Origin of the sequence: Actinokineospora auranticolor (genome assembly GCF_041897805.1) — a bacterium.
In the GTDB taxonomy this organism is placed as follows: Bacteria; Actinomycetota; Actinomycetes; order Mycobacteriales; family Pseudonocardiaceae; genus Actinokineospora; species Actinokineospora auranticolor.
In genome coordinates, this window is the sequence record NZ_CP154825.1 from 4349930 (window position 1) to 4369484 (window position 19555).

At 74.3% G+C, this 19555-nt stretch carries 16 protein-coding genes; 8 read left to right on the top strand and 8 right to left on the bottom strand.

What is annotated here, in order from left to right; genetic code table 11:
• Nucleotides 1-296 precede the first annotated feature (296 nt).
• From V5P93_RS19225 to V5P93_RS19240, 4 genes are read right to left on the bottom strand one after another with little or no spacing between them, the layout of a single operon-like run.
• Nucleotides 297-1556 carry a PP2C family protein-serine/threonine phosphatase gene (locus tag V5P93_RS19225; RefSeq protein ID WP_104480599.1) on the bottom strand — a complete coding sequence of 420 codons (1260 nt, stop codon included), beginning with the start codon at nucleotides 1554-1556 and terminating at the stop codon, nucleotides 297-299.
• A 9-nt stretch (nucleotides 1557-1565) separates the two neighbouring features.
• Nucleotides 1566-2399: a glycosyltransferase family 2 protein gene (locus V5P93_RS19230; protein WP_104480600.1), complete on the bottom strand. Its 834-nt coding sequence runs from the start codon at nucleotides 2397-2399 to the stop codon at nucleotides 1566-1568.
• Nucleotides 2396-3397: a glycosyltransferase gene (locus V5P93_RS19235; RefSeq protein ID WP_104480601.1), complete on the bottom strand. Its 1002-nt coding sequence runs from the start codon at nucleotides 3395-3397 to the stop codon at nucleotides 2396-2398. Before V5P93_RS19235 ends, V5P93_RS19230 begins: the two co-directional genes overlap by 4 nt.
• Nucleotides 3394-4485 carry a glycosyltransferase gene (locus V5P93_RS19240; protein WP_104480602.1) on the bottom strand — a complete coding sequence of 364 codons (1092 nt, stop codon included), beginning with the start codon at nucleotides 4483-4485 and terminating at the stop codon, nucleotides 3394-3396. Before V5P93_RS19240 ends, V5P93_RS19235 begins: the two co-directional genes overlap by 4 nt.
• A gap of 338 nt (nucleotides 4486-4823) precedes the next feature.
• Between V5P93_RS19240 and V5P93_RS19245 the strand changes: the two genes are divergently transcribed.
• The 3 genes from V5P93_RS19245 to V5P93_RS19255 are packed head-to-tail and all read left to right on the top strand — an operon-like array spanning nucleotide 4824 to nucleotide 7923.
• Nucleotides 4824-5705, top strand: coding sequence for a glycosyltransferase family 1 protein (locus V5P93_RS19245; protein ID WP_245931422.1), 882 nt, complete (start codon nucleotides 4824-4826; stop codon nucleotides 5703-5705).
• Nucleotides 5702-6661 carry a glycosyltransferase family 4 protein gene (locus V5P93_RS19250; protein ID WP_146108134.1) on the top strand — a complete coding sequence of 320 codons (960 nt, stop codon included), beginning with the start codon at nucleotides 5702-5704 and terminating at the stop codon, nucleotides 6659-6661. The genes V5P93_RS19245 and V5P93_RS19250 overlap by 4 nt, the downstream gene beginning before the upstream one ends.
• A complete protein-coding gene (locus tag V5P93_RS19255; protein WP_181043625.1) occupies nucleotides 6658-7923 on the top strand; it encodes a glycosyltransferase family 2 protein in 1266 nt (421 codons plus the stop codon). The genes V5P93_RS19250 and V5P93_RS19255 overlap by 4 nt, the downstream gene beginning before the upstream one ends.
• Before the next feature lie 155 nt (nucleotides 7924-8078).
• On the opposite strand, the gene V5P93_RS19260 is transcribed toward V5P93_RS19255, so the two are convergent.
• Nucleotides 8079-8891 (bottom strand): MerR family transcriptional regulator, encoded by an 813-nt coding sequence (locus tag V5P93_RS19260; protein ID WP_181043626.1) that lies wholly within the window; start codon nucleotides 8889-8891, stop codon nucleotides 8079-8081.
• A gap of 192 nt (nucleotides 8892-9083) precedes the next feature.
• Here V5P93_RS19260 and V5P93_RS19265 point away from each other — a divergent pair, with 192 nt between their 5' ends.
• Genes V5P93_RS19265 through V5P93_RS19275 form a run of 3 tightly spaced genes read left to right on the top strand, consistent with a single transcriptional unit; the run spans nucleotide 9084 to nucleotide 12657 of the window.
• Nucleotides 9084-10172, top strand: coding sequence for a polyprenyl synthetase family protein (locus V5P93_RS19265; RefSeq protein ID WP_245931423.1), 1089 nt, complete (start codon nucleotides 9084-9086; stop codon nucleotides 10170-10172).
• A gap of 11 nt (nucleotides 10173-10183) precedes the next feature.
• A complete protein-coding gene (crtI, locus tag V5P93_RS19270) occupies nucleotides 10184-11704 on the top strand; it encodes a phytoene desaturase family protein (protein ID WP_104480606.1) in 1521 nt (506 codons plus the stop codon).
• Entirely contained in the window at nucleotides 11701-12657 is a 957-nt protein-coding gene (locus V5P93_RS19275; protein WP_104480607.1) for a phytoene/squalene synthase family protein, read from the top strand. The genes crtI and V5P93_RS19275 overlap by 4 nt, the downstream gene beginning before the upstream one ends.
• Here V5P93_RS19275 and V5P93_RS19280 read toward each other — a convergent pair.
• Both V5P93_RS19280 and V5P93_RS19285 read right to left on the bottom strand, forming a co-directional pair.
• Nucleotides 12654-13568, bottom strand: a complete 915-nt coding sequence (locus V5P93_RS19280; protein WP_245931424.1) for a DUF5914 domain-containing protein — start codon at nucleotides 13566-13568, stop codon at nucleotides 12654-12656. The genes V5P93_RS19275 and V5P93_RS19280 overlap by 4 nt on opposite strands.
• On the bottom strand, nucleotides 13483-14475 hold the full coding sequence (locus V5P93_RS19285) for a YhjD/YihY/BrkB family envelope integrity protein (RefSeq protein ID WP_245931425.1): 993 nt from the start codon (nucleotides 14473-14475) through the stop codon (nucleotides 13483-13485). The genes V5P93_RS19280 and V5P93_RS19285 overlap by 86 nt, the downstream gene beginning before the upstream one ends.
• 970 nt (nucleotides 14476-15445) lie before the next feature.
• On the opposite strand from V5P93_RS19285, the gene V5P93_RS19290 reads away from it, so the two are divergent.
• The gene (locus V5P93_RS19290; protein WP_181043627.1) at nucleotides 15446-15607 is read left to right on the top strand and encodes a hypothetical protein; all 162 of its coding nucleotides are present in this window, start codon (nucleotides 15446-15448) and stop codon (nucleotides 15605-15607) included.
• A gap of 905 nt (nucleotides 15608-16512) precedes the next feature.
• On the opposite strand, the gene V5P93_RS19295 is transcribed toward V5P93_RS19290, so the two are convergent.
• Nucleotides 16513-16899: a VOC family protein gene (locus tag V5P93_RS19295; protein ID WP_104480610.1), complete on the bottom strand. Its 387-nt coding sequence runs from the start codon at nucleotides 16897-16899 to the stop codon at nucleotides 16513-16515.
• A 448-nt stretch (nucleotides 16900-17347) separates the two neighbouring features.
• Between V5P93_RS19295 and ligD the strand changes: the two genes are divergently transcribed.
• Nucleotides 17348-19348, top strand: a complete 2001-nt coding sequence (ligD, locus tag V5P93_RS19300; RefSeq protein WP_374065045.1) for a DNA ligase D — start codon at nucleotides 17348-17350, stop codon at nucleotides 19346-19348.
• Nucleotides 19349-19555 lie beyond the last annotated feature (207 nt).

The window sequence follows — 19555 nt, forward strand, 5'->3', positions numbered from 1 at the left end:
CCGGTGCGCGGGGGCACCGGTCCGCCCCTCCGGGGAAACGGTGGCACCGCGCGGTTCTCGGCTCGCGGCCTGGGCCGTGAAGATCGAGTCAGGCCGGACCGGGTATCCGCCGACCGAGCGGAGAACGCCGCCGCACCGAGGGGGTCGCCGCCTCGCACAGCGGCGCAGCGCGTTCTCGGTGCGTCCGGACGGGACACTGTGCTCGGCAGGCGGTTGAGGTGACCCTGGTGTCGACGGTGGCGCGCTGTCCCGCGGGTGGGCAAGCCGGCTGCCGGGCGGCTTGCCGTCGGGAGTTGCTAACGGGTGGGCCACCCGTCGCCTGCGTGCGGCGACCCCGGTAGCAGGTTCTCCGCGGCACGCGGCGACCACTCGACGAGTACCAACGTGGCGTCGTCCTGGAGGACGCGGTTCTGGTGGTCGAGCACCGCTCGGGTGACGCGTCGGAGGGTTTCGGGTGCGGGCAGACCCGCGGCCTCGTGCTGCTCGGTGAGTGTGACCAATCGGTCGACGCCGAAGAAGGTGCCGTCGGGGGCGCGGGCTTCGGTGACCCCGTCGGTGTAAAGGAGTAAGCGGTCGCTCGGGCACAGGTGCTCGACACCCACCCCCGACACCTCGGTCGAGTCCTGGCGGGGCCGCATTCCCAGCGGAACCCGCGGTCGGGTGTCCAGCGATCTCACGACGCGCCCGCCGCGGAGGAGGATGGGGGGTGGGTGGCCCGCCAGCAGGTAGCGGAGTTCGCCGGTGGTGAGGTCCAAGTCGGCGAGGACCGCCGTGCACACGCCATCGGTGGGGTGGCTGTCGAGGACCTCGTCGGCCGCCGCGGCCATGGCCGTCAGGTCGCCGCCCTGCCTGCGGGCGTTGCGGGTGGCCGCCAGCACCATCGTGGTGATCAGCCCGGCGGCCAGGTCGTGGCCGGTGGCGTCGAAGACGGCGAAGTAGGCGCGGGTGTCGTCGACGGCGTAGTCGTAGCCGTCCCCGCCGACCCGGTCGAAGGGCTCCATCGTCGCGGACACCACCAGGTCGCCGCTGGCGAAGGTCTGCGGCGGGAGCAGCTGCCACAGCAGCTCGCTGGCCACCGACAACGGCTGCGGTCGGCGGACGGTGTGCAGCAGGTCGCTGTAAGCCCGCTTGGACATCACGAGGTGTCCGACCAGGCCCGCCAACGTCCAGCACCGCTCCCGCACCACGACGTCTTCGGGGTCCGTGTCCAGCGGCAGCGACAACGCGAGCACGCCCAGCCGTTCCGTCCCGTTGACGATCGGGACCCACAGCACCGGCCGCTCCCCCGCGACCCCGGTCACCGCCATCTCGGCGGTCCGGAACGCCCGTCCCCCTGTCGTGTCGTCCACACCGAGTGCTCGCCCGGCCGGTTCGCTCCGGGCGGGCAGCGGGTGCAGCCGCCGCTGGGCCATGTCGACCACGTACAGCCACGCCCCGACATCGACCCGAGCGCACGCCGAGACCACCACGTCGACCAAGTCCGACGCGGTGGCCCGGTGCGCGGCGTCGATGACGCGGCTCAGCAGCTCGTGCCACGAGCTTGTCCGCAGGTCCACGCAGGCAGCCTAGACGTCCCCGGGACCGGCGGACCGGAGCAGGTCGTGGGCGGGGTCGAACTCCACCACACCGGCCACCGCGAGGTCTTCGAGCCAGTCGCGCATGGGCCAGTGGCCGTGCCTGCGGTGGAAGGTGTTGGCGTTGCGGACGATCTCGGGGGCGCGGGCGGGCTCGTGGCGACTCGGCGGGTGGTACTGGTGGTAGGCCTCGGCGCCGCCGACCCAGTGCAGCGTGGCCCCGGCGACTCTGCTCGTCAGGGCGAAGTCGGTGTCCTCCGCGCCGTAGCCGGAATAGTCCTCGCAGAACCCGCCCAGGGTCGCCCACGTCGACGCGGTGGTGGCGAAAGACAGCGACCAGAACAGGTCGAACCGGTCGTCGGCGACGATGTCACCGGGTGCCGGGACGGGTCGTGCCGGGTGCATGGGGGCGTCGAATCCGCTGATCGGGTAGCCGTCGGCGGGTGGGGGCGGGAGGTAGGCGACCGGACCGCAGAGCAGCGCGGGTGACGGGATCCGCCCGGCGGCCGCGGTGTAGCGGGAGACCAGGTGGCGACCGGGGACGCAGTCGACGTCCAGGAAGACCAGCACGTCCGCGCCCGCCGCGATCGCCGCGGCGGCGCCGCGGTTGCGGGCGCGGGCCAGCGGCAGCCCGCTCCCCCGGCTCGACACCGCGAGGGGGGTCACCGGGGCGGCGCCGGGGATCGGCCGCACCCGCGGAGTGTCGTCCATGCCGACGATCACGTGCAGGTCCGGTGGCTCGGCGGCGAGGCCGACGCGTTGCCGGTGGAGGTGGTCGTCGCGGCGGTGGGTGATGGTGACCACCGCGGTGCGGGGCGCGCTCATGTGGCCAGCGCGTCGAGTTCGGCCGCGGCCCGCGCGGCGCCGTTGCCGGGTGACCAGTGCGCCCAGCGCGCACCCCCGCGCTCCCGTGCCCGGCGCAGCAGGTCGGGCCAGCGGTCGGGGATGGGCCAGCGCGGCGCGACGAGCGCCAGGCGGTCGCGCAGCAGCGCGGCGGCGGTGGCCCGCTGTTCAGCGAAGGGCCGGTCCTGGGGGATGACCACGGCGGCCCGGCGCGCGGCCGCGACCTCGGCCACGGCGTTCTGGCCGCCGTGGGTGACGACGACCTCGGCGGCGGCCAGCGCGTCCCACGGGTCGGCGACCCAGCCCGCCCAGCGCAGGTTCGCCGCGGCGTCGACCGGCTCGGGTCCGAGCACGGTCCACGCCCAGTCGGGGGTGGCCGCCGCGGCGGCGCGCAGGTGGACCGGGGTGACGTCGAGCCCGCCGGAGCCCCACATCGCCAGCACCCGGCCGGTGGCGCGGGCGGGTTCGGGTCGTCTCCCGTCGAAGCGGGACAACCCGCCCAGGTGGACGGTCTTGGCCAGCCAGCGCGTCGGCCAGTCCGGTTGCGGGCGCCGCGGCCACGGGGCGAGCAGCCGGGCGGCCAGGTCGTAGGCGAGCCGGTGCGGTCGATCGGTGCGCGAGCCCGGTTGGGCCATGATCACCACGGGCACGCCGTGCAGCCGGGCGAGCAGGGCGACCTCGACGGAGACGTCGCTGACGAGCACCCGCGCGCCGTCGGCGAGGACCTGGCTCACCGCGCTCATGCGTTCCCGGAGCCCACCGTGGTGGCGGGGCGCCCAGTGCAGCGTGCCGTTGGCGGTGACGTCGTCGGTCGCGGGATCGGCGCCCGCGTCGTCGGCGAGCCGGATCCAGCGGCCCGGCCAGTCCGCCGGGCGCTGCGCGCTCGACAGGCCGATCACCGGTGTGCGCGACCGCGCGGCGATGGCGCGGGCGCGGTGCAGGTGCCCGGAGCCGTGGTGGTGGATGTAGTAGGCGATCACGGTGCCAGTTCCCGGTAGAGGCGTTCGTAGCCGTCGACCATCGCGTCCAGCGAGCACGTGCGTTCGGCGTGCGCCCGCACGCGTTCGCGGTCCAGCGCGGCCGCTCGGGTGATGGCGGCGGCGAGGCCGTCGACGTCGCCGGGGTCGACGAGCACGCCGGTGTGGTCGTCGAGCAGTTCCGGGAGCGCACCGCGGGCGTAGCCCGCGACCGGGGTCCCGCAGGCCAGCGCCTCGGCGACGACCAGGCCGTAGGGTTCGTCCCAGCAGGGGGAGACCACCGCGACCGCCGCGGACCCGACGAGTGCGGCCAGGTCCCGGTGGGCGAGGTGGCCGACGTACTCGACGCCGTCGCCGAGCAGGGGCCGCACCCGCTCGCGGTAGTAGCGGGTGTCCGGGATCGGACCGGCCAGGCGCAACCCGCGGCCCGCCCGGCGGGCCGCGTGGATCGCGTCCTCCGGACCTTTCTCCGGCACCAGCCTGCCCGACCACACCGGTACTCCCCCGCCCGGCCCGGGAGTCCACATGTCCAGGTCGACACCATTGTGGATCACAGTGGCCGCGGGGACGCCCGCCCGCCACTGGTCGGCGGTGTGCGCGCTGACCGCGGCGAAGTGCCCGGCGGGGCCCAGCGCGATGGCCGACTCCAGCCAGGGGGTCGGCGGGGTGTGCAGCGTGGTCAGCACCGGCGCGAGCAGGTTCGCGGCCATGGCGACGGGCAGGTAGTGCAGCGAGTTGTTGTGGACGACGTCGTAGCCGCCGTCGCGGGCCAGCTCCAGCATCACCCCGAGGTAGGCGTGGTGTTCGGCCATGAAGTGGCCCGCGGGCATGCTGGTGTCGGCGCGCGCGTGCTCGGACAGGGCGGGACGGGTGTCGAGGACCCGGACCCGCAGCGCGGGGTCCGAGCCGGGACCGCCGAACACCTCGACCGCGTGCCCGCGGGCGCGCAGGTGGCTCGCGAGCTGCCAGGTGTGCGCCTCCAGCCCGCCGGGGAAGGGTTGCCGGATGGGGTACCTGGCCGAGGCGATGAGCACGATCCGCAGCGACCGCGCGCGGTCCGGGCGCGGGGGCGTGCCCGGCGATCTGGCCAAGGGGTCTCCCGGAGTCGGGGCGGCGTGCCTGCGGTTCGGCGCTGCCGCGTTCGGCGAGGGGCGGATACCCACCGCGCGGCGGTTCAACCCGTGAGTCGGGTGCTGTCAACTCCGAAGATCGTTGCGGCGCAACGGTCCGCGGGGCACCGGGGTTTGCGGGCGGGGTCGGCCGGGCATCCGCGCCCGTGCCCCTAGCTTGTCCACTGCGCGTCGCGTCCGTTCCCGAACAGCACGTGTACGTCCGGCACCTGTCGGCGCCGAGCGGCGACGCACGGGTGGTCCGGCTCGCCGACGTGGAGGTACCCGGCGCCCCGGCCGGGAGGTGGTGGCCACCGCCCATGCTGGACCCCGCCTGGGTGCTCGGCCACGCCGCGGAGTTCGACGTCTTCCACGTGCACTTCGGCTTCGACGACCGCTCGCTTGCGCAACTGCGGGACCTGGTCGCCGCCTTGGCCGCGACGCGGCACCCCCTGGTGCTCACCGTCCACGACCTGCGCAACCCGCACCACGACGACCCGGGCAGGCACGCCGCGGCGCTGGACGTGCTGGTACCCGCCGCCACCCGGGTGATCACCCTGACCGGCGGCGCGGCGGCGGAGATCGCGCGCCGTTGGGGGCGCACGGCGGTGGTCGTGCCGCACCCGCACGTGGTCGGAGCCGCCCGCGCCGCCCTGCCGCGACCCCCGCGCGCGGGTTTCGCCGTCGGCCTGCACGTCAAGAGCAAGCGCGCCAACAGCGACCCGGTCCCCGTCGCCCGCGCGCTGGCCGCGGTCGTCGCGGAACTGCCGGGGGCGCGGCTGCTGATCGATGCGCACGACGACGGGGGCGGCCGCGCGGTGGCGGCCCGGCTCGCGGACCTGGGTGTGCGCGTCCACCGACCGTTCTCCGACGACGAGTTGTGGGACTACCTGGCGGGGCTGGACCTGTCGGTGTTGCCGTACCGGTTCGGCACCCACTCGGGTTGGTTGGAGGCCTGCCACGACCTGGGCACGGCGGTGCTGGTGCCGAACTGCGGCTACTACGCCGAGCAGGCGCCCTGCCTCGTCTACGGCCACGACGAGTCCGGGTTGGACCGCGACTCGCTCGCCGCGGCGGTGCGCGCCGCCCACCGCGACCGGCCGTCGTGGCACGCCCGCCCCGAACACCGGGCCGCGCAACGTCGCGCGATCGCCGACATCCACGCGCACGTCTACGCCGCGGCCTTGGCGAGCACGCGGTGAGGGTGCGCGCGTACGCGCCGGGCCCCAGCGGCCACGGCGTGGTCCGGCACGCCGCCCTGGTGGCGGACGCGGTGCGCGAGCACGGTTTCCACCCCACCCACTCGGACGCCGACCTCACCCACGCACAATTCTCCGATTCCCTTTATGGGGCCGGCATCGCGCAGGCGACGCGGTCTTTCCTCGACTGGGCCGCCACGGCGCCACGGCCGCTGGTCGTGACCCTGCACGACGTTCCCGGCGGTGACCCGGACGCGCGCCGCGACCGGGAACGGATCTCGGGGTACCGCGAGGTGGCGGGCGTGTGCGACGCGATCCTGGTCTCCTCCCGACACGAAGCGGTGAAGGCACGTGCCTTCACCGACCGGCAGGTTCACGTCATCGACCTGCCGCTGCCGTCGCTGCCCGCGCCCGGGCCCCGGCCGTGGTGGGCCGACCAGCCGGTGCTGGGCGTGCTGGGTTTCCTCTACCCCGGCAAAGGCCACGCCCGCGCCATCGACGCCGCCGCGCGCAGCCCGCTGCACCCCCGCGTCGTCGCCGCGGGCAGCACCAGCCCCGGGCACGCCGACCTGGAGCGGTCGCTGGCCAAGCGGGCGGCAGACCTCGGGGTGGACCTGGTGGTCACCGGGACGCTGTCGGACGCGGACATGGCCGCCGCCGCCGCGGCGATCACCGTGCCGCTGGTGCTCCACGACCGGGCCAGCGCCAGCGGAACGCTGCTCACCTGGTGGGGTTCGCGCCGCCGCCCGCTCGCGGCACCGGGCGACTACGCCGTGGAACTGCACCGGCGCCACCCCGGCTCCCTGGCCCTGTGCGCCGATGATTCCGCGCTGGACCGGGCGGTGGCCGCGGCGCTCGACTCGGTCGGGTCCACGTGGTTGTCGAGCACGCCGCCGTGGCCCGATGTCGGCGCGGCGCACGTGCGGCTCTACCACGCACTCTGCGGGGTCGCCGCGTGAGCACCGACGCGTACGTCCCGCACAACCGCTGGGACCTGCTCGGCACCGACCCGGTGCCCGCGCCCGCGGTCAGCGTGGTGGTCACGCACTACGAGCAGCACGCCCAGCTCGCACTCGTCCTGGCCGCGCTGCGGACCCAGACCACGCCTGCGCTGGAGGTCGTCGTGGCCGACGACGGCTCGGCCCACGCCCCGGTGTGTCCCGACGCGACCGTCCTCACGCAACCCGACCTCGGCTTCCGCGCAGCGGCGGCGCGGAACATGGGCGCCCGGGCCGCGCGGGGGGAGGTCCTGGTGTTCCTCGACGCCGACACCGTCCCCGGACCCGGTTTCCTCGCCGCGCTCACCCGACGGGTGACGCGCTGCCGCGATGTGCTGGCCGTGGGTCGGCGCGCGCACGCCGACCTGAGCGCACTGCGTCCCGGGGACGACCCCGCGACGGCCCCGGCGCTGCCCGCACCCGACTGGTTGCGTGCGGGTTACCGCGCCACGGCGGACCTGCTGCGCGCCGACGGCCGCAGCTTCCGCTACGTCATCAGCGCGGTGCTGGCGTGTCGCGCGAGCCTGTTCGCCGACCTCGGCGGGTTCGACGAGCGCTTCACCGGCTACGGCGGGGAGGACTGGGACCTGGGCTACCGCGCCTGGAACAACGGCGCCGTGCTCGTGCACGAGTCCGACGCCGTCGCCTGGCACGACGGGCCGCCCTGGGAGGGGCGCACGGGCACCTGCGACCTGGACGCCCAGACCGCGCGCCTGGCCGCGTTGATCCCCGAACCCGCGACCAGGGGCGCGCCCCTGCCCGCGGCCGTCCCCGACGTGCTGGTCGACCCGGCGCCCGGGGCGGATGTCGTCCGCGTCACGCATTCGTTGCTGCGCCAGGACTTCCGCGACCTCCGGGTCCGACTCCCGGCGCGGTCGCGGGTCGGCGGGCTCTACGCGGGCATCGCCGACACCCGCGCCTGGTCGTCGGATCAGCGGCACCGGGCCCGGGCGCACCTCGTGGTCGACCGGCCGCTGCCGCCGACCGCGGTCACCGCGGCGATGACGGCACTGGTCGAGGACGACCTGGGCCAGGTCCTCATCACCAGCGACGGGCAACCCGCCGCGGTGTTGCGCAGCACCCGCGCACTCGGGCGGGCGCGGCGGTGGTCCGGTCTCCTCGGGTTCGACGAGGTCGTATCGAGTTTCGGCACGAGAACCGTCGAGGTGGGCGGCAGCCCTGACCGGTGCGACACCCTCGACGGGTTCTTCGCGCGCGGTTGACCGCGATCGACATCGACACCGGCACCCGGCTCAATCGCACGGGATCCACGACCGGGATGGCGCGGGCGGGGTTCTGTGGAGTGCTCGGGCGCGGCTTGGACCGATCAGGCGCGCGGGGCGGTGTCGGCGGTGCCGCAGCGCGGGGACGCGGCCGGTCAGGTGAGCCGTTCGAGCGCGTGGGTGAGCGAGGACAGCGGCGCGGCACCGTCCGCGGTGGTCCATCCCGGGCCGGCGAGGAGGAGTGCGGGGTGGTGGGGTGGGCCGGTCCGCGCCGACTCCCGACGCTGGGACCAGAGCACGACGGCCTCGGGACGGGTCGTGTCGATGGCGCGTGCCAGGCTCTCGGCGGGGACCGCCGGGCCGAGCAGGCGGACCGGGACGCCGCGTTCGACCAGTGCGGCGCCCAGCGCCTCCACGGGCAGGGTGTGCTGCTCGCCGTCGGTGCAGGCGAGCAGCACGGCGGGGCCGCGATGGGCGCTGCCCTCGGCCGTTCGGCGCCGCAGGGCGGTGGAGGTGGCCCAGGACAGCACGTGCTCGCCCGCGACGCACCCGCCCGCCGCGCCCCGCGCCGCGTCCGCGCTCTGGTCGGCCTCGACGGCGGCGAACGCCGGTCGGCACAGCCGCTCCCATGCCGCGACCACGCCACTGCCCGCCAGCACGCGCTCCAGCAGCGCAAGGCAACGCCCGCCGTCGAGGTCCCTGACGGCCGCCAGCAGGGCGGGCAGTGATTGGCTCGGATCGAGGTGGTCCGGTTCCCCAACCACCACGCGCGCGGCGTCCGAGGGCAGGACACCGCCGCGGACCAGGTCGCGCATGCGTTGCAGGCGGGCGAGGTCGTGGTCGGCGTAGCGCCGGTACCCGCCGGGGCGGGCGGGCGCGGGTCCCAAGCCGTAGCGGCGGTGCCAGGCGCGCAATGTCGACTCGGCGACGCCGAGCAGCCGGGCGACCTGCCCGGCTGTGCGAGTCACCTGCTCTACCGCCGCCCTATCGGTCACGCGGAACATCCTCGCACCACCGCGGTCCACCGCGAGTGGGACGGCGCTGGATGGGTAAGCCGTTGGAGAACCGATGCACACCCGATGCAGGATCACCCGAACGGTGGCACGATGGTCCCGTTCGATCACGCCGCGCAGACTCGAGAACCAGGAGCGCCAAGGTCCGTGAGCACCGCGATCCGCGCCGAGGTCCCCTCGGAGGCAGCCCGCTGGCAGGCCCGAGTGCGCGTCGAGGTGATGCGCGAGGTGGGTGGCTTCGTGGCCGCTCGGTGCGCCGAACACGTGGCGGTGCCGGACGCCGGGGAACTGGCCGCCGTGCTGACCGGCTTCGCCGCGGGCGGCAAGTACGTCAGGTCCGCGTTCTTCCTGGCGGGGTGGTCGTGCGTCGCCGAACCCACTCCGGCCGCGGTGCGCGCGGCGGGCAGCCTGGAGCTGCTGCACTGCTTCGCCCTGTTGCAGGACGACGTGATGGACGGTTCCGCGCTGCGCCGCGGGCGGCCCGCGGCGCACGTGGTGTTCGCCGAGTGGCACCGCCGGGAGGGTCTGTCCGGGTGCGCGGACAGGTTCGGCGAGTCGGCGGCCGTGCTGGCCGGGGACCTGTGCCTGGTGTGGTCGGAGCAGATGCTGCGGGAGAGCGGCGTCGACGGTGCCGCGCTCGGGAGGGCTATGCGCCGCTACGACCGGATGCGCAGCGATTTGGCGGTGGGCCAGTTCCGCGACCTGGTGAACGACTCCCGTCGCCTGCCCGCCCTCGACGACGTGCGCGACGTCGCACGGGCCAAGTCCGGTGACTACACCGTGCGCGGCCCACTCGAACTCGGCGCGGAGCTGGCGGGGGCTGCGGAAGGCCAGCTCGACGCCCTCGGGCGCTACGGACGCGTCGTGGGTGAGGCGTTCCAACTGCGCGACGACCTGCTCGGCCTGTTCGGCTCGACGGAGGTGACCGGCAAACCGGTGGGCGAGGACCTGCGGGCGCGCAAGGCCACCGCGGTCGTGGTGCTGGCCAGGGAACGGGCCGATCCCGCTGCCCGTCGCGAACTCGCGCGGCTCGACGGCCTCGACCGGCTCACCGACGACGACGTCGAGCGCTACCTGCGGGTGCTGGCGGCCACCGGCGCGCGCGAATGGGCGGAGCGCCTGATCGGGCAGCGGCTGGCCGAGGGGATCGCCGCCCTCTCGCGGGTGCCTCTGCCCGACCCGGCGCGCGATCGTCTCCTCCACCTGGCGCACTCGTGCGGCAGCCGAAGCCACTAGGGAGCGTCGACGTGCGGACTGTGAGCGGGCGGACGGATCGCGTGGTGGTCGTGGGAGCGGGTCTCTCCGGGCTCGCCGCCGCGCTGCACCTCGCCGGTCGGGGCCGCGAGGTGGTGGTGCTCGAGCGCGAGGACGTGCCCGGTGGGCGCGCGGGCCGGGTCGACGTGGACGGCTACCGGCTCGACACCGGCCCGACTGTGCTGACGATGCCGGACCTCGTGGCGGACGCGCTGGGCGCGGTGGGCGCGGCGCTCGAGGATCACCTGTCGTTGATCCCGCTCTCCCCGGTGTACGACGCCCGGTTCGCCGACGGGAGCGGGCTGGCGGTGCGCAGCGACGCCGAGGCGATGGCCGAGGAGGTGCGGGCGTTCGCGGGCCCGGCCGAGGCGCGCGGCTACCTGCGCCTGCGCGACTGGCTCACCCGGCTCTACCGCGTCGAGTACGACCGGTTCATCGCGGCCAACACCGACTCGCCGCTGTCGCTGCTGTCCCCCGCGCTGGCGCGCTTGGTCGCCATGGGCGGGTTCGGCAGCCTGGAGCGGCAGGTCGGGCGGTTCATCGGCGACGACCGGCTCCGCCGCGTGTTCAGCTTCCAGTCGCTGTACGCGGGCGTCCCGCCGCGGCGCGCCCTCGCGGTGTACGGCGTGATCGCCTACATGGACACCGTGGCCGGTGTGTTCTTCCCGCGGGGCGGTGTTCGCGCCCTGCCGGACGCGCTCGCCTCCGCCGCCGCGGCGGCGGGGGTGCGGTTCGAGTACGGCGCGCCGGTCACCGCGCTGGAGCGGCGGGGCGATCGGGTGACCGCCGTGCGCACGAGCCGGGGGTCCCGGGTGCCGTGCGACGCGGTGGTGCTGACCACCGAGCCGCACGTCGCCTACCGGCTCCTCGGCGGCGCGCCGAGGCGGCCGGTGCGGCTGCGGCCCGCGCCCTCGGCCCTGGTCGTGCACCTCGGGGTACCGCGCCGGTGGGACACCGGCCACCACGTGATCAGCTTCGGCGCGGCCTGGCGGGAGACCTTCCGCGAACTCATCGACCAAGGGCGGACGATGACCGACCCGTCGCTGCTGATAACCCGGCCGACGGCCACTGATCCCGACCTCGCCCCGCCGGGCCACGACCTGCTGTCGGTGCTGGCGCCCGTGCCCAACCTCGACCGCGGCCGCCTGGACTGGGACCGGCACGGCGAGTCCTACGCCGCGCGGGTGCTGGAGGTGGTCGAACACCGCCTGCTACCGGGCCTGACCGGCGAGGCGGAAGTCCTGCACACCACCACGCCCGCCGACTGGGCGCGTGGTGGCCTCGTGGCGGGCACGCCGTTCAGCTACGCGCACACAATGGCCCAGACCGGGCCGTTCCGCCCGGGCAACTTCCCCCGGGCCACCGCCAACGCGGTGCTCGCGGGCTCCGGCACGGTTCCGGGGGTCGGGGTACCCACGGCGCTGATCTCCGGTCGGCTTGCGGCCGACCGGATCACCGGTGAGCCCGCGACAACGCGATCACGCACCACCGCGGTGGGGCGGGGGCCGCGGTGAGTGCCCGGGAACTGGACGCCGCCGGGATCACCGATCCGGCGCTGCGGACCGCCTACACCCGGTGCCGCGCGCTCAACGCCGCACACGGCCGCACGTACTTCCTCGCCACCCGCCTGCTCGCTGCCCGGCAGCGGCCCGCGGTGCACGCGCTGTACGGGTTCGCCCGCTGGGTCGACGACCTCGTCGACGTACCCGCCGAAGGCGCGACCCCGGACACCGTGGGCGCGGCCATCGACCGCGCCGAACGGGAGTTGTCGTTCGGGCTCGCGACCGGGCTCGGCGACGAGCCGGTCGTGGTCGCCCTCGCGCACACGGCGCAGCGCCACGGGATCGACCCGGCGCTGTTCACCGCCTTCCTCGACTCCATGCGGATGGACCTGCGCGTGCGGGACTACCCCACCCGGGCGGACCTGCGCCGTTACACCCACGGTTCGGCCAGTGTGATCGGCCTGCAGATGCTGCCGGTGCTGGGCACTACCGCCGACCCCGCCGAGGCCGCGCCGCGCGCCGCGGCGCTGGGCGAGGCGTTCCAACTGACCAACTTCCTGCGCGACGTGGCCGAAGACCTCGACCGCGACCGGGTGTACCTGCCCGCCGACGAACTGGCGGCGGCGGGTGTGGACCGGGAACGCCTCGCCTGGTGCAGGCAGCGCGGCGCGGCGGACCCGCCGGTGCGCCGCGCGGTCGCCGAGCAGGTCGCACGCACCCGCACCATCTACCGCTTCGCCGCGCCCGGCGTCGCCATGCTGCACCCGGGATCCCGGCCGTGCATCGCCACCGCTTTGACCCTCTACTCCGGGATCCTGGACCGAATCGAGGCGATGGACCACGACGTGTTCGCGGGCCGGGCCGCCGTGGGGCGCGCCAGGAAGGCACTCGTCGCCGCACCGGCGTTGACCCGGGCCTGGTGGGCGCGGTGGCGCGCCGAGGCCGCCGCCGCGCGGGCCCGCTAGCTGTTGCGGGTCATCGGGACGCGCAGGGCGTAGCACCGCTCGGCGTAGGCGAGGTCGTCGCGCCACAGCCTGGCGGCTGTTCGCCGCATGAGCGGCCGCAGCACCGGCGCGAACCGGCGCGCCGCGGCGAAACCCGCCCGGTCGGAGGTGGCGATGGTGGCCTCCACCACCGCGGTCCGCGCCCGACCGTCCGCGCCCGGGGACAGCGGCGTGGCGTGGGTCTCCACCACGCTGCCCGCCCCCTCCCCCTCGGTGATGCGCATGACGACCGTGCGGGGCCCCGGGCAGGAGAACTCCGCCCGCACCGGCACCCCGAGGCGCGGCGCGACCCGGAACGTCACCGCGACCACGAAGCGGTCCTGCACCGCGGGCAGGTCCATGGTCGCGTCCGGGGCGGATTCCACGGTGAGCCGGGTGAACGAGTACGGGTGGAACCAGGCACCGTGCCAGGGATCCAGGCGGTTGGCGACGACGTCCTCCGGCTCGCACACCCCGGTCAGCGTCGCCACGGCGGCGATCGACGCGTGCGGATCCGGGCGGTGGGGCAGTACCGGCGCGGGAGTCGGCGCCTCGCCGCCGACGTCGTCGAGACGCGCCCAGGCGAGCACACCGTCGTCGTGGGCGGGCAGCGGCCGCCAACCGGGGCCGCCGCTCGCGTCGAGCGCCAGTCCGTGCCAGCGGCAGCGCAGCACGCCGCAGTCGACCCGCCCCGCGGCGAGCGGGGCCCCCAGGTGCGGGCACACCCCGGAACCGACCACCAGCGCGCCGTCCGCCGCGCGCCAGGCGACCAGCTCGTGGCGTCCGACCGAGGTCCCGAAAGGACGGTCAGCGCGGATGTCGGCGCTCGCGGCCAGGACGAACCAGTTGCCCGACGGGCGGGTCGCCGCCCGCTTCGCCGCCGCCCCGATCACCGCCGGGCTCGCCTGCGCGTAGGTCGGGGTCTGCTCCCGCCACCTCTGCTCGGCCAGCGGCCGCACCGGAATCCCCGCGGGCCAACGGTCGCGGATCCGGTCGAACAGCGTCATCGGGGGTTCCCCTTCTCACATGGACCGAGGCGGAGCGCGCGCTCAGGGCGACCCGATACCCGAACAGCAGCACGAGGTGCAACAGGAACAGCCACAGCGCCGACGCGACCACGGCGCCGACGACCGGCAGACCGCCGAAGGGCAGCGACCAGTCCACGGGGATCGCCAGGAACAGCACGTAGCCGTGCAGGAACCCGGTGAGCACCGCACCGAGCCAGAACGCGGTGACGGCGACCGCACGAACGGACAGCGCCGTGGGCCCGATACCCGCGAGCACCAGACCCACCACCGCGCACACCGGCACCAGGTCCAGGTGGAACGACAGCACCACTCCGAGCACCGTCGACCAGCCACCCGCGGCGTACAGGGGCGCGACGACGGGCGCGAACACCAGCGGGAGCGCCACCAGCACCGGCGCGGCGAGGAGCACCGGCAGGAACCGCAGCCTGCCCACCCACCCCGTCGACCCGCTGACCGGACCGCCCGTGACGGCGATGAGCCCGCGCCGCAGCCCCTCCCCGTAGAGGCTGGCGGGCAGCACAGCCGCCACCAACACCGGCCAGGAGGCACGCACCGCCACGTCGGCGAGCGCCGTCAGCGCCGGACGGGCGTCGTGCGCCGCGGGCAGCGACTCCCCCAGCAGCCGCGCTCCGTCGACCACCAGCGCGGGACCGAACGCGGCGGCGGCTCCCCAGAGGGCCGACATCAGCAGCGGGACGACGGCGAGGACGCCGAAGAAGGTCAGCCCAGCAGCCCACAGCACGAGGTCGCGGCCCCGCAGAGCCCCGCGCACGTCGACGGCGGTGGCGCGGACGAGCGCGAGCGGGGTGGGGCGGGACACGGACCCGGGGTACCCGCTCGACCGCGCCCCCACCCCTTCCGTGACGCGCGTGACCGGCGGCGACTCGACTGGGTTCGCGCCCGCTCTGCCCCATCCAGCCTTCCGGGGCGCCAGGCACGCCACCTTCGGGATACGGGTACATCCAGGACTCTCGACGACCCAACGCCCACTCGACCACCTCCGCCCGGTGACAGGCGCGCAGACGGGCTTGTAGACGAACGACGACGACGCAGGCCTCAAGGAGTTCACCAGCCCACTCCCAACGATCGCGCATGTGCGGCACACACTCCCAAGTCGGTAGACCCTTCGGGTCGACAGGGGCGACGGTGGTGATCGGTACGGCGCGGCATCCCCGGCCGCTGGCTCAGCAGGCGGTCATCGTGTGGGTGTCCTGCGCCTCGTGCGTCGGGAGAGAGCGGAGTTGACCTCGGAGACCAGGGTGGACGGGCGGCCCAGGGCTCGCTGAGCCGTTGCTCGGATCGCACCGTCTCGGCTGCGGCGTCGTCGAGCCAGGTCAGGTCCAGCACCGGGCCGAACCAGTCGACCTGATGGGACCGGAGGGCCGGATATGCGTCGGTACCCTCCGGATCCTCCGCTTCCAGGTGCTCCCATTCGCTGTCGTCGTCGCGATGGGCGAAAGTGAGGTTGACCGCGTGGTCATCCCCGACCCGGTGGACGCGCACCCACAAGTACCCCACAGGCGTCCCGTCCGAGGCTGCCGAGGCGACTCGGTTGTCGAAGTCCTCCAGTGGTGTCATCGGAACCCTCCGGGTGTCGGACGTGGTGGTCGACGGTCATCGTGCCCGAGTTTGGTCGTGGCGGCGGATGCCTGCCCGGGTCGAAAAAGCTGTCATCGGCTGTGAGCCGGGATTCGGCAGCCGGTTCGGGTCGTCGCCGGGTGCGCGTGGTTCCACGGTGTGGCTTGGGGTTGGCTGGTGCCCTGGCGCTCGACGCAGGGGCAGTAGCGCTGGAGGTGGCGGCCGAGGGTAGTCAGTCAGCTGCTTCTACCCAGCCGTCGTACAAGGCGCGGGCGGGTGTGGTGATCGCCGCGGCTGTCGCGCTGGTGCTCGACGCGCTCACCTGAGTGGTGCACCTCGTGCTGCTCGCCCGCATCCGTGCCACCGACCGGGGCGCGGCGGTGTCCGCTGACCGAATCTGGCCGTGCCGCTGTGGCTCTACGGCGTGCTGTTCGCCGTCAGCGGGCTGGTCGGTCTCCTGGGTTCTCTCCTGTCCGGGCGCATGGTCCGGCGACGGGGTCTGCGGTGGACGGCGGTCCTGGGCAGCATCGGCGCTGTGGGGGGCGGCGTTCGTTCTGCCGCTCGCCCGCAGTCCGCTGCCCGTGGCGCCCGGCCTGGCCGTGCTGGGGTTGGCCATGACCGCCGCTTTCGGCGCCATCGCGAGTGTGGGCTGACCGGCGCGATGACCGACCTTGTTCCCGAGGACATCCTCGGCCGTGTGATGGCCACCCTCCGCACGGTCACCACAGCCGCGCAGGCCTTGGAGCCCTCGCCGCGGGCCTGCTCGGCGACACCCTCGGCCTCCGCCCCACCGTGTGGCTGTGCGCGGCCCTGTCCCTGCTGGGTGTCCTCCTGGTCGGGCATTCGTTTACCGCGGCGCGGACACCGGAACCCGTGGCGGTAGCGGCGTGACGCCGTTGGGCTGACCGGCGCACTGGTCTCCCTCCCCACCCGGGTCCGACGCTGACGTAGCGCTGCTCGCCGCGCGACTGGTCGGCCGGCCTGCGGGAGCCGACCCGGTTCACCAACCCCCTGGCTGCGCGGGATCCCGCTATCGGGCCACCGGTCGCGGCGGCGAGCAACGCCTCCCGCACAGCGTCCTCGTCCGCCGCGAAATCCCGGTGCGGGCGCGCGGGCAGCCGGGAGCCGCGGCGCGCGCAGGTGCAGCGGGGTTCCTGTCCTCGGGGTCGCTGCGGATCAGCAGCAGGTCCTCGCCGCGTCCCTCCCGCACCTGGCTGGGCGCGGGTCGCGGTTACGCCGACGGTCCCGCGACCCCGATGACGTTGCCCTCGGGGTCGGCGAATCGCCCGACGGTGAAGTCGCCGGAGCTGGGCTCCGGTCCCAGCAGCCGCTTGCCGCCCAGGCTCTCGGCCTTGCTCAGCGCGGCCTCCACGTCGGGCACGCCGACGTAGAACAGCACGCGGCGCTCGAAGCCGTCGCCGCCGCCGATCCCGCCGTTGATGCCATTGCCGTCACCGGTCGCGCCGCCGTCCACGAAGTGGTACTTCCCCGGCTGCGAGACCTTCTCGGTGGTGGCGTCACCGGTGCTGAACCGCCAGTCGAACAGCCCCGCGTAGTAGTCGCGCAGCGCGTCCGGCGCGGTCCCGATCACCTCGAAGTGCACTACGGGCAGACCCATGCCCACGTCCTCTCGTCGCGTCGTCGGGTGCCCGGTGCGGGCACCTCCACCCCAGAGGTCGAAGCGGACCGGCCGGGATCGACATCCGGCCCGGGTGCTCGACCCCCGAGCGCTCCACCACGGGGACTGTGTCGCGGGCGGCGGAGGTACGCAAGTGACAACTCGTTCGCCAGGTCGTCTGCGGTCCATACCCGTCCGGTCCGTCCGGTGCTCACGAAGACCTTCCGCCACCCAATCATCGGGGGAGATCACCGTCGACCGCGGCGCACTCACCCTCGCCTGCTCGTCTCGACGCGGTGCGATCGAGACCGGATGGTCGGTCGCTGCGGGTTCGGTGCAGTGGCAAGGCCGCAGCGGCCACCCTGCCACGGGGAAGATCCGGCGGCGAGACTAGGCCGTTCGGGTTACGGTCGCCTGGCGGAGTGCAGGCTACCGGGAGGTGATCGCAGTGGTGCGAAAGGCCTCCGGTCGGGTGCCCGGCTGGGTGGAGCCGATGCTGGCCAAATCGGACGCGGGCAGGTTGCGGTCGGGCCCGGAGTGGGTCTACGAGTACAAGCTCGACGGCTACCGCTGCTGCCTGCGGATCGCCGCCGACGGAACGACGGTGTTGACGAGCCGCAACGGCATCGACTTCACCGACGAGTTCCCCGAGCTGGCCGAGGTGTACGAGGGCGGCACCGGGGTCGGGGCGGTGGTGTTGGACGGGGAAATCGTCACCTACGACGAGCACGGCCGGGTCGAGTTCGCACTGCTGCAGGAGCGGCGTGGCCGCTACCGCGCCCACGCCGCCGCACCGAAGCGCGAAACCCGGTTCGACGACGTCGCGGTGCGGTTCCTGGCTTTCGACCTCCTGCGCGAGGGCGACACGCCCCTGTTGCACCGGCCCCTCGTCGAACGTCGAGAGCGGCTGGCCGAGATCCCGATGCCCGACCCCTACCGGGTGGCGGTGCTGCGGGCGGTTGGGTTCGACGAACTGGCCGCCGACCGGCGGACCCCGCAAGACCTGCTCGCCACGGCCGCCGCCGATGGCGCGGAGGGTCTGGTGGCCAAGCTGCGGGACGCGTCGTACTCCCCCGGCAAGCGCCCGGGCGCCTGGCTCAAGCACCCCCTCGTGCGGACCCAGGACGTAATCCTGTGTGGATGGCGGCCCGGCCGCAACCGGCTCACCGGCTCCCTCGGCGGACTACTGCTCGGCGCCCACGACCCCACCACCGGTGACCTGGTCTACCTGGGTGATGTGGGAACCGGGTTCAGCGAACGCGAGCGCCGCGAGCTGCCTGCGCGGCTGCAGCAGCGGGCCACGCACCCGTTCGCGGTCGCCCCGCCGCGCGAGGACGTGCGTGGCGTGTCCTGGGTGGAGCCGGAGTTGGTGGGTGAGGTGGTGTACCGGCAGTTCACCCGCGGTGCGGGGCGGCTGCGCCACACCGCTTGGCGCGGCCTGCGCGACGACCTCGACCCCGCCGAAGTCGCCGCGCCCAGCACCGCGGCGCGCTCCGCGCAGGCACGGGTCGAACGGGACGAGCCCCCGGTGGGGACGGCGGCCCGGGTCACCGTGCAGGTCGAATCGCGTCGGTTGACGATCTCCAACCTGGACAAGCCGCTGTACCCGTGTGGGTTCACCAAGGGCGAGGTCATCCACTACTACAGCCGCATCGCGCCCATCCTGCTGCCGCACCTGGAGAACCGGCCCGTCACGCTCATCCGCTACCCCGACGGCGTGGGCGGCGAGCAGTTCTACGAGAAGAACGCGCCCAACGGCAAACCCGACTGGCTGCGCACCGCGCACCTGCCGAGCACCGGCTCCCGCAGCGGCCGGGGGCCGGGCGTCATCGAGTACCTGCTGCTCGATGACCTGCCCGGGTTGGTGTGGGTGGCCAACCTGGCCGCGCTGGAGCTGCACGTACCACAGTGGGCAGTCGGCGGCGGAGACCGACGACTGGCGCCGGACCGGGTCGTGTTCGATCTCGACCCCGGACCCGGCACGACGATCGTGGAGTGCGCCCGCGTCGCCGAACACCTCCACGACGTCCTCACCGCTGACGGCCTGGGCCCGGTCGCGTGCACCTCCGGTGGCAAGGGGATGCAGATCTACGCCGCGCTGCACGCCGATGATCCCGCCACGGCCGCCGCCTACGCCAAGACCGTGGCCGAGCGGTTCGCCGCCGAGTCCCCGGACGCGGTGACCGCGAAGATGACCAAGGCCCTGCGGACGGGCAAGGTGCTCATCGACTGGAGCCAGAACAACCCCGCCAAGACCACGATCACCCCCTACTCCCTGCGCGGACGCGAGCAGCCGACCGTGGCCACCCCACTCACCTGGGACGAGGTCAGGGCCTGCCGCCATGCCGACCAACTGGTCTTCGCCCCCGAGGACGTCCTCGACCGCGTCGAGCACCACGGCGACCTCCTCGCCCGCCTCGCGCATGGGGCCGCGCTGCGAGCCCGCTGACGTGGCAGGCCGCGAGATCCGCAGTGCACGCCCGCACCGACCGAGTCCACCGTGGACGATCACCCGCCGCGATGATCTCGCAGTCCTCCTCCGCTGAACGAGGACGTATGGCGACACAGGTGGACCATGAGCAGAAACCTACTGCCCGCCCATCCTCGAACACGAGGATGGGCGGGCAGTTGACGCTCTGCCAGGCGGCCCTACGTC